Here is an 11,080-nt window from a genome sequence, read left to right as displayed (position 1 = left end):
ATTCATTTCAACCTCAATATTTATAATTTAGCCTATGCGTTTAATAATTTAGATTAAAATTCTATTTTAAAAAGCACCACAAGATGAATTTTTTATAAGCATCTGCGATATGGATTGGCATTATCTCAAAAGATAACACCTAATTGCTGCTACCTTACAGACTCTTCTACAAATTTACATAAAGTTCCGATTATTGTATCCCTTGCTTTCAAAGTTAACCATATTGTATAGTTTAGCATGAAATTAGGGTCATGTTCTTTTTGTATAGATTTTTTGAGATTCTATCAGAAAACTGAGTTTAGAAGTCTAGCTAGAGGTTTTTCCTTATCAACAAAGTACCAAGTATTGTCATAGTTACTTACTGCAAAAGCATACAGGCGCCTAATTGATCATCCGGTGCTCATGGTGCCGCATTTCTACACATCAGAATGGCTTTATGCGCGCTATTTATGTAAAATCAATCGCCCTCAAGTCGCTTGGAGATACTTTACGCAAAGCTGCATCTATGCGGAGTTCTTTTCTGGTAATCGCCTCGTGGAGAGTTACACTAACAAGCTAAGCTAACACTCCTTTCCTCTTCTTAGAATCTAAGCACAAAAAAAGGGGGGAGACCAAACTACTTTCAACACTTAGATAACAACCAACTAAGTGTATTATAATGTCCTATCCACACACAATACCATATAGTGATTACCGTCATTCTCATCATAAGGCCAACCATCGACGTACTGAGCGTAGTGACCGGAATCAGATTTATCCATAGTCCAGTAATAGTGTGAATAGTATGGCCACCCATAAGCTAAGCTAATGTTACCGTAGGGGAGTGTGAGGCGGTTCAGTTCAGCACTACTCGGTAGGCGTCTTCCTTGGTCAGAGCATAAGGTGTCAGCCTCATCCCAAGTATAGGTTGACCATTGAGTCCATGTTACTGCATCATCAGCAACACAGCGGTTATCACCATTACCGTTTGTGCATATTTGCGGTCTATAATATGCTATTTCGTCAAATGAGACTTGGTCCAATGAAGCGCTATCAGTAGTCAACGTCGTAATATTGCTGACTACACCTTCATATGAAGCACTAATATCTGCCATTTCGCCACCCGAAGAAATAGCTGTATATTTTCTCGTAGAGTTACTAAATGCTGCTAAGTTGGTGTTTTTCCATGTAACAGAATTGGTGATGTCCAGAGCGATGTCATCCCCAGAGCCGCCATCATAGTGGCCAATCGCAATGAACTCTCGGTATTGATTTAACGGTACGATGCTTGGAAGCGTGCCATTAGGGCCACTCTCATCGAGCTGTATCTCTATAGAATCCAGTTTACCTTCTTTGATCTGAACAGTTTTGAGGCCTCTTTTACTTGTGGTTGAGGAAGAGGGGAAGGAAAAACTTGTTGAGCTAGCGGTGGCTGTTACAGTCTCTTCATCTCCAACGCTACCTTGAACCCTAAACGCTCCTGGGCTGCCAGAGATTGGTTCAAAAGAACCGCTTGTGGTGTTCCACTCAACGTCTTTTGTTATTTCCTCTTTAACCATGCCTCCATTGTCGAAGGTAAATGTACCTACAGCATGAAAGTGTACTGGTTGGTACATAATAACTGAATCTGACTCGGGTGAACTGACGACTTCAACTTTTTTTAGCGTGGCATTTCTTACCGTAATAGGGATAGACGCTGAGCTCTCGTTATAAACAGCCCCAATGATACAGCTGTGGTCGCCACTCAAAGGTCCCCCCGTTGCTCGAAGGTAGTTTTCATAAAAGACAATGTCATCGCAATCAGAATCGAATTGTGTATCATCGGTGAGATCCAGAGTAAACGTGCCATCTCCAGTCCCTTCTTCTGTGATGTCTCCTTGAAATAGTCCTGTAGTGTTTACCCCCCTAAATTGCCCTTTGTTTATATAATTAACTTCTTGGTTTGTATACAGCTTGTGAAGCCTTATGCTCATTGCGATAATGTCTGGGGAGGAAATAACTATTGCCTGTTCTTTTTCTACACTACCGTAGCTAAAATTGACCAATGTGCGACTGCCTGACGGGCCAAGAGCTCTTAGTTTCTCTTGTCTTTGGTTCTCTGACTGGATTTGAATGACTTCTGGGTCAGTAGAGGTTGAGATTACTTCATCGACAACTAGATTACTCAATATGTCACCATTACTCCACTCAACGTTGAATCCTAACAAGCCATAGGTTCCTTGAGTAAGCGATACTTCTTCACCTAAAGTAAAGTTAATTGGGTTGTTTAATGCTAGTTCAGTTTCCTTGATAGTCTCAATTTCTAACGCATCAGAGGTTAAATCTCTTGCCGAAGCATGAACGACAGTAATTCCAGTTTTCCCAAGGTCTGTAAAACATGAGCCATCAGTACGTACGTAGCCACCTTCGTCAATAGACCATTCCGATTCATTGGTGAGGTTGACTTCTGATTCGTCAGAAAAGACACCGGTAACAGAATAACAAATTTGATCACCTTTATTTATTGGAAGAGCATTGTTATGAAAAGCTCCTCCTTCAAAAAGAGATTCAATTGCCGGCCTCTTGGTTTGCTTGACACTTAAGCGCTCTAAGGTGACTTCCACTGGAGGAGGTTGAACCGGTGATTCTTGATTTGTTGAAGAGTGGTTGCATGCCGTGAGCAACAGCAAGATGGGTATTGATAAGATAAATGTTAGAATAGGTTTAGTTTTCATTAGGATAGTTACTTATAGCTGCCTTGAAATACTCCAAAGTTCAAATATCTATCATCTTTATTCTAAGATGACTGATTTAGAGTTACACACTATTCTAGTTGATATCTGAAACTAAACTTGAATACTAACTATAACTAAAAGTTATTTTTGATTTTGTTACATTAAAAAATTATGCGTTATTACGGTCGATGTCGCTTGTGTCGAAAAACATTTGTCTATCAGCAAGGAGTTACGAGTTACTCTGGCTATAACAGCGAGACCGTCGTAGTTTCCCAAACAATGCACTAGAAACAAATCAAGCTAGTTAAGCATGGTAGGGCACGGTGCTTCAATGACATAGCGATTACTCGGTTCTAACTGAAAGCTCAGAGCCCGGAGAAAGTGGAATTTGTCAGACAACACAATCACCCAATTAAATATTACTGCGGCACTCGACTTATCTAATGTTGGCGATGCAAAAGTCCTCGTTGACATGCTGTTGCAGGCAATCCGAGATCCATAGAAATATCTAGCTAATGGTGCTATGGCAAATAGAAATGACATTACGTTACACGAACCAAACGGGCGACTACATTTAACCCCTCAGTACTGCTTTCTGGAGGCAAAGCAGTAAAACCACAGGGAGTTACCGGTATTTTTGAAATTGTTGGCATAGACGTCGACAGAGTTTCTTCCAACACCGTGTTTTTGAGCACTAAAAGAGGGCCGGTTCTATCTAATCCTAGTCGCAAAGTTTAGTGGGATAGGTTTCTTGATACTCTTTGTCAACTACTCGTCACCAGATATTAGCGCAAAGCGATAATGTCCCCTTTTTCAAACGTGAATCTGGAGGATAAGTTGGAAGGAGAACTAATATTGAGTCATCAGGAACTTGATAACCTCACCGTAATCAAATCGCTTCACGCCGGTCGTATAAGTCAACATTATCTCTATCTGTACGTCAAGTAAACGTCTTATTGCCCGTTATCGCCAGTACGGAGCATCTGGCATTGTATCTCGTCATCGTGGGAAAAAGCCTAACAACGCTTATATCTCCCAGACTCGACAGCAAGTCATTTTGTTAGTTAAAGCTCACTACGCCGATTTTGATCCGACGCTTGTTAGCGAAAAACTTGAAGAAAGGCATGGGGTTAAGATATCCAGAGAAACATTAAGAAACTGAATGATCGAAGAGGCTATTTGGCTTCCAAAAGAGAAAAAGAAAGCGAGGAACCATCAAAGAAGAAAGTGACGTTCTTGCCGAGGTGAGCTCTTACAAATCGATGGCTCTTCCCATGCTTGGTTCGAAGGCCGGGGGGATTACTGCACATTGATTGTGTTCATTGATGATGCGACCAGCGAGCTAATGGCTATGCGATGTGCTCCAGTTGAAACAACGCCAGCTTATATGGAAACGTTACAAGACTATTTGAAGAGTCATGTTCGCCCAATCGTTTTATATTCAGATAAACACAGTATCTTCCGCATCAGCTTACCGAATTGTGATGGTGAGTTAACCCAATTCACTAGAGCGATGAAAACACTAGAAATAGAACCGATACATGTGAATAGCCCTCAAAGGTCGAGTTGAACGAGCTAATGGTGTACTCGTAAAAGAGCTTCGATTGGAGGGGATAAACGATATGGAAACGGCAAATGCTTATCTGCCAACATTTATAGCTAAATACAATCAACGATTTGCCACAGCAGCACACAATTCAGATGATGCTCACCGTCCCGTACTACACAGAAGAAGAGTTAGATTTAATTGTTCGCTTACACCATATTCGCAAGCTTTCAAAGAATCTAACGTTCCAATTTAGAAACTGTGAATATCAAATTATGGAGGAAGGTAGAGGGTATCGTCTACGAGGTTCAACAGTAACAACCTGTAAATCGTTTGATGGTGATTTAACGATTTCTAAGTGAGGGACGAGAACTAAAATGGCACAAATTTATTGATGATCCAGATTCGCTTCCTTTGGATGACGAAAAGAGTGTTCACCACACAGTCGAGAAAGCGAAGGAAAAGATTCATTATGGTTCAAAGTTTGGTCATAAACCAAGAGTGTGACCGATAACGTGACATTTCTGAATTGCTAAAAAGGGGACACTTTAGAATTGCGTTGACACTACTCGTTACCAGAGCCAAAAGCTCCCGCTAAGGAGCCTTGCGCAATCTCACATCATTGCGGACGAGCTTTCTAAGATTTAGGATGTATGCTAACGCATATTTCGGTCGACATGTAAAACCATGTGTAAGCAGGAAGAGTACGACGCTTATGATACGAGAGTTATTTGTGCGACTATGTCCATGCCGGATAGTCGTCATGCTCTCGTTAGCAAATGTATGAAGCTCTTGAACATATTTTTTTCGTTGCCGAAATAATTGTGATGTGGGGTCTACAGAACAATTTCAAAAGTGCTGGTAGTTCTCTGCTTGAGTAGGTTAGTTCCCAAACAAAATAGCCTCGGCGCATTGTCAAAGAGTAGGCATCGTAAACCGAAAACTTTACTTGCTCACGGAGTTTATGCAGTTGTACAGCCTAGCGTGTATTTACAACGATTGAAATCTTACATGTAACACCAACAGGTTTTTTATCTTTGATGAATAAACGATAAATTACCTTTATTACGCTCTAATTAGCATCGGGTGTTTGAATCCAAGCTGATTGCATTATGGCGAGGCCTATAAGACGATTGAATTTTTTTGTAAAAGTAGAAATCAGACCTACGTGAGCGCTGAAGTTTATCAGGCTTAGCTCTCTATATGGTAACTGCATTGATATCCTTGTGGTTGTATTTGGTGGTCGATTGATTTTCCCTTTCTGTGGAGCCTAAGAGCTTCTGACAACCTGCTTTTAATTTACGAGGATGATGGTTCCCAGAAAGCTGTTTCTTTTCTTGAAGGAGTTAACGAGCCCGTGCGCTTAACCTTTATGCCTGGGCGATATCTCCTTGTGTCATTAGCACTATCACCTGGAGCTCTTGAAGATTCTTCCGAGTGCTTGCTTCAACAATTTAGCAAGAACTGCTATCTCGCTAAATTAAATTCACTCAGTTTTTTCCCATCAATTTCGTTAGTGCAGGTGTCGACTGCGAATTGCAGCTTTTCTAAACTCTGAGCTTCTCGCTAGTGCCATACTTCTTGAGCATCTATTCACTCTTATTATCAACTTTGAGGCCGTGGCATCAATGAATATATGCTCTGTCGCTGATCCAGTTTAAAGCCTTAACTTCTTTCGCTAAACGACATGGCTGGATACTAGGTGTATTAAATAATGGGTCTAGAAGTCCTCTCAGCGTTCCACGGTATAGAAAAAAAAGGTTAATTTTCAGTATAGTGTTAATGGGCTATGTGGTTAGATCGATTCGGTCTGCCACGTTTACTGTGCTTACTTTTCGGTTGATTGTTTTGTTGCGAGCTCCCTGCATGCTTCTGTAGCGATTTATACTTTTAGCGTCAGCACAACGTAATTTCTGCTTTTAGTCCCATAGCTTGGAGTTATATGAGCCTGGCGCGTGGAGCTGACACACTAGAAGTTCGATTCGCTAGTTATAAAAAACAACATTGGCAATTCTGGTCAAGTTTACAAAGCTGTATTCAAGGTTTTCGTATATGTTGACATTGTTTTATAAATTTTTACTACAAACAAACAATGGGTTAACGTTCTAATGTGTATGGGTGCAGTTGCTGTTAACTTTGTTTAAAAGATTATTGTTTCAGTGGTCTGCGCTCTATTTTTGGTATTTATCGCGTTAATCCTTTAAAAGGAGCTGAATAATGAAGTTTACTAAATACTACCTGTTGATGCTTGCAACTAGTCCAGTTGTCGCAGCAGAGAATCACTCCCCCCCTCCTATGTTTACTGGTTCTGCCGAAGTGTTCGATAGTGTTGCTAACTCAGTAGACCCAGAGGCTGTATGTCAGACGTTTAATAGCCTTACTACCCAAGCGAATGAGTGGCTACAGCAAAATGGGTATCCTGATTCGACTGTAAGCAAAGACTTTTGTAAAGCTGTAACAGTCGAGACTAGTTATCCTACGTTGAAGTTTAACGATATTAAGGACAGTGAAAGCTGGGGGGTGGCTGCTCGATGGGAGTACTGGTTGGATGAGGAAGTTGATGTTACTGAGAAAGTTGCTCTAGTTTTACTCTCTGAGTCAGTGGCAGATACAAAAAGAGCTCGCTATATGCTCTACAATTTATCGGATGCCTCCCTCGTGAAACAATATGGTCAATATAATTACGATGATAACATTGGCCCAGAGCACGATGATCACTGGGGAGCCTATGGGCAGATGTTCACTCAGGATGATAGTTCTCCAGGTTCTGACGGAGTCATTATGCCTACTTTTTGGTATAGAAGTACTTCAGGGGCTAATATTCTATCCAACACTTGGCATAACAGTAGTTTTAGAACTTTTCTAATAGATCGGAGTGATCAAGAACTGTATGAGGAGGTCGAGGAGGATGCTATTCAATATTTACAGGCTATTGGGCAACCAGTTAATCCATCAACTATTGAGCAAGTTCTTCCTCATTTCTACTATCAAGTATGTACGACTGATGGTGACGCTGATCCTCGCTGCCTCCCTGGTGGGGAGAGTAACACCAACAACTTTTATATTCCGTTTATGTACCCACAGAGTGATTCGACATCAAGCTATACCCATGGAACAAGTAGCACTGTTGGAATGAGCCTCTCAGCTGGTGGAGAAATTTCTGGAGAAGGTCCGAGTGCTGGATTTGATATATCGGTGAGTCAAGAGTTTTCAGAAGAGTTTTCAAAAGAGGGGCAAATAACTTCTCTTGATAGGAACGACTTGAGGAACAACTTTGGTGCTGTCTGGAAGTATCGCATAGACCCTATAATTCTACAAGGCGTAAAAAGCGAGGCATCTTTGGAGGAAAGTGGAGAAATGGAAGACCGATTTACTAACGCTAACACTGTAATTGGTGAAGAGAGTTGGAAGAATATCGATTTATCCAACCAAGTAGACTGGCAAGAAACCATAACTTCACAAAACTGTCCTGAAAGCAGTGAGAGAGAAATGTGGTTTATGACCACGTACGATTTAGCTCGCACGGCTTTGACTGTTTATGATAGTCAAAATAGCTTCAGTGATATAATTGAAACTCATGAAGGAGGTTACACTAACAACCCTCAACCAATTTCAGCTATTTCTAGAGGATCTATCATCAAGCTGGACACCATTTGTAAAGAAGGTTTTCGTCAAGCTAAAACTGGACTGTTAAATTAAGGGGTTATCATGAATAAGAGTTTGTCGTTTACTTTCCTATTGGTATTAATGTCAACTAGTGCGTTTGGGGCTACGTTTGAAAAATATGTCCCAACCACTGATACGTTCGTTGAAAGTTTATTACTCACTGCAGAAAAGCTAGAAAAACACAAAGCTATAGACATCAGCCATAAAAACGTGTTGATTGTTGATACATCTCTTCTAGAGAATAAAGACTATGACAAGGGGACCTTGGAGTCCTATAAGAACCTAATTTTAGTCGGCAATTCCGGGAGTGTTCAAAAGGCGATGAAGTATCTACTTGGTTTTTCCGTTGATGGTAACTCAGTATTGATATCTAAAGATAACAAAGGACATATTACGGTTAAGCGTTATGCGCCAAACCTAGATATTTCGGATGATCAAAGAGCGCTTGGCTTCCTTAAGTTGTTGTAATAGCGTTGATTTGAAGGTAGGGGTTCTAGAGGTTCCCTTACCTTCAAGAAAGGGCTCTATCGTATAGTAATTCCAAGTGGAATGTGTGGAACTGATCAAGTGAAACTGAAAACAGAACACCTTTCTATGCTGGGGTTGCTTGTGGAGTAAGCTGTACGAATTCATACCGGATCTGTAAGTTATTCACTTTTAGACTCGTACCTGTCAGATTACCGCTAGGTTAAATTCTTTTCAGCTTAGATTGAGCCCCTCCCTCTTATGTCTCTATTAGCGCGCTGGCACACTACATTTTTCCTTGATGGATAAGATGATTGTTGTAGTCGTCCGTCCATATCTTTCTTAATGTTATTCAACGGTAAGTCAAAGTTTCCTTACCTTTTAAAGAGCGAACGAAATCGAAGTAAATTCAATCGGTTGTAATTATTTCGTGGTGGGATTATATCTCATGGGGGGGAGTGTTTCAGAAATATTGCGATGGGTAAGTTTGCTCAAATTGCAGATAAACTTATCCACAGGAAGGAACTAAGCTGACCTCAAGTGGCCTTCCAAAACCGTCTATCTTATCAATTCTTTGCGGCTTTCACCGCTCTAAAACTGACGAACTCTCACTCTTCTTTGCAGATAAGGAATTCATACGGGGCGACGTTTGCGAGTTTCTTCAACATATTCGCGTACCAAGGCAGCGCTGGCGCGTCCTTGTTTTTTTATCTCTAACGCATCATAAATTTTTGGCAGCATTTTACCACGGCGACTATTCGACAGAAAACTGTACGGATGGCTTTGTTGCTTAAATCGATGGAACTAAATCAAGAAGCTACGATCTGATCGGCGACACCCTTTAATCGTCGTAGCCTCATGCCTACCGCGTTACAAAACAGCTAACTGGAAGCAGTACAATAAAGCCTTAATCAACCGTGGCTCTCTTACCTTTTAGGTTGATGAGGAAGCGATAGCCGAGTGGAAACAAAACAAACAAGGCAAGCGTGGTAGACCTCGCCGATTCAGCGACTTAGCCATTACTACTTGATGGTTAAACGCGTTTTCTCTATGCCATTGAGAGCGCTGCAAGGTTTATGGCGAAGGTAAATGGAAGGTCAAGAAGTGGAAAAAGCGGTATGGCTATCATAAGCGCTCACTATCAGAGACAGCAATGTATCGAGTAAAACAGTTGTTAGGTGGGAAATTAAGCCTGAGGAACTACAACGCTCAGGTTGGCGAGACTTACGCAATGGTCAAAGCGTTGAACAAGCTTACAGGGCTAGGTATTCCTGAAACTCATCATATCGCTTAAGAATTAAGCACAATGGGGGAGCATACCTTCGTTCTGAATTAAGCAACAAAGGCCTTGAAGCGATTCAATCCGAACCGATAGTGATCAGAGAGGAGATGCGCCAAACGGTCTTCAAGTAGATTGAGCTTGATTCTAATCGGTGGATAAGGCCCTGTGCTCTTGGGTATCTAAGCCCAGTTAGCTTTGAACAGCAAAATGTCGCTTAATGCAGAGTCCAGTCTGGCTGGAGCAGAACACGAAATCATCAATATGCTATAACGATCGAGTCTCTCTGCTTTCGACGTAAATCGCTCCGGCGGTCTGTTACAGCCCTTGGAATAATAATTATAACCAAAAGATATCGGGGGCTCAGTGTACACTGGCTAAACGTTAATTCTGTTGCAAAGGAAGTCTGTCCGGCTCGAGTCAGTGTCATACTCTCGTTATCCTTGAAAGAGATCGTTACGACTTAGCTTACACGCTAAATTATTACGATACTGGGTAGACTCAACTTGAGTTTGTTAGATATATAGCTATCAATAGTTTGAATGTTGGGAGGCAACCAAAAAACTGACAAGCTTTGGCATCAAAATAATGGAGGGGACAGCTTCTCGTTTTTGAAGTTCGAGAGATGTGACAGATTAATAACGCCTAGAATACAAGCAGCCACGACAAGACAACTCTTAGCGATAGAACTAACTGTAAAGGAGTCTTTATCAGACTTTCTTTAAACTAACAATACTTATAATGGAGCATAACATGCAAATTAAAACCGTAAAACTTTTATCTTTGGGGGCATTGGCAGCAACAGCAACGTTTGGTGCAAGAGCAGAAAATACTTATGACTCCTTTATTGGCATTGATGCCGGCACGCATGTAAGTGGCAAAATTGAACTTGAAAACAATGAGGGCTTTAATGAATCGCTTGACACAAAGGCTTCTGTTATCATGGGGCTAAGTGGCGGTGTTATTATTAACGACCACCATAGAGTAAAGCTGGGACTTGCTTATAATGGACTAGATGATAAAGTCGAAGATGTCGTGAATCGTGCAGATTTAACTGCAAGTTATGATTACTTGTTAGCAATAGGCAGCAAGCTTAATTGGACTGTGGGTGCTCATATGGGTTACGAGTTCTTCGAAAGTGAAGCTGATGATAATGACGGCGCTATTTATGGTGTTCAAACTGGCCTAGACTATAAATGGACTAAAAACTGGAGCCTAGGTAGTGAAATTGTGTATACAGCACATCATAAAGAAGAATTCAAGAGTGGTGACTTTGAGGCTTCATTACATATTAAAGATGATGTCAAACTAATGGCCAACGTTCAATACCACTTCTAGTTTGGTCTTCGCACTCCCTTAATCGCTCTTGGCTTATAGAAGCCAAGAGCGATTGAAAAAATACGCACCATTCAAGGTATTCGTTATCAGTTA

The 11,080-nt window shown here is 41.1% G+C and carries 5 protein-coding genes and 2 pseudogenes; 6 read left to right on the top strand and 1 reads right to left on the bottom strand.

The annotated features are described in order from the left end of the window. Positions 1-653: 653 nt before the first annotated feature. Complete coding sequence (locus OH460_RS27040; protein ID WP_270000158.1) at positions 654-2,693, bottom strand: hypothetical protein; 2,040 nt, start codon at positions 2,691-2,693, stop codon at positions 654-656. Between the two features lie 922 nt (positions 2,694-3,615). On the opposite strand from OH460_RS27040, the gene OH460_RS27505 reads away from it, so the two are divergent. The 6 genes and pseudogenes from OH460_RS27505 (at position 3,616) to OH460_RS27015 (ending at position 10,987) form a co-directional block, all read left to right on the top strand. Next, positions 3,616-3,855: a helix-turn-helix domain-containing protein gene (locus tag OH460_RS27505; RefSeq protein WP_443088700.1), complete on the top strand. Its 240-nt coding sequence runs from the start codon at positions 3,616-3,618 to the stop codon at positions 3,853-3,855. Positions 3,856-6,456: 2,601 nt separating this feature from the next. After that, complete coding sequence (locus tag OH460_RS27035; RefSeq protein ID WP_270000157.1) at positions 6,457-7,938, top strand: hypothetical protein; 1,482 nt, start codon at positions 6,457-6,459, stop codon at positions 7,936-7,938. Positions 7,939-7,947: 9 nt separating this feature from the next. Continuing rightward, positions 7,948-8,373: a hypothetical protein gene (locus OH460_RS27030; protein ID WP_270000156.1), complete on the top strand. Its 426-nt coding sequence runs from the start codon at positions 7,948-7,950 to the stop codon at positions 8,371-8,373. 841 nt (positions 8,374-9,214) lie between these two features. Continuing rightward, positions 9,215-9,664, top strand: a pseudogene (locus OH460_RS27025) (transposase). Between the two features lie 59 nt (positions 9,665-9,723). Beyond that, positions 9,724-9,870, top strand: a pseudogene (locus tag OH460_RS27020) (IS3 family transposase); the annotation flags it as partial. A gap of 532 nt (positions 9,871-10,402) precedes the next feature. Further along, the gene (locus tag OH460_RS27015) at positions 10,403-10,987 is read left to right on the top strand and encodes an outer membrane beta-barrel protein (protein WP_270000155.1); all 585 of its coding nucleotides are present in this window, start codon (positions 10,403-10,405) and stop codon (positions 10,985-10,987) included. The last annotated feature ends 93 nt before the right edge of the window (positions 10,988-11,080 follow it).

The organism is Vibrio sp. Makdt (genome assembly GCF_027587015.1).
Lineage (GTDB): Bacteria > Pseudomonadota > Gammaproteobacteria > Enterobacterales > Vibrionaceae > Vibrio > Vibrio chagasii_B.
The sequence above is the reverse complement of the archived record's forward strand: the minus strand, read 5'-3'. Positions and strand labels throughout refer to the sequence as shown.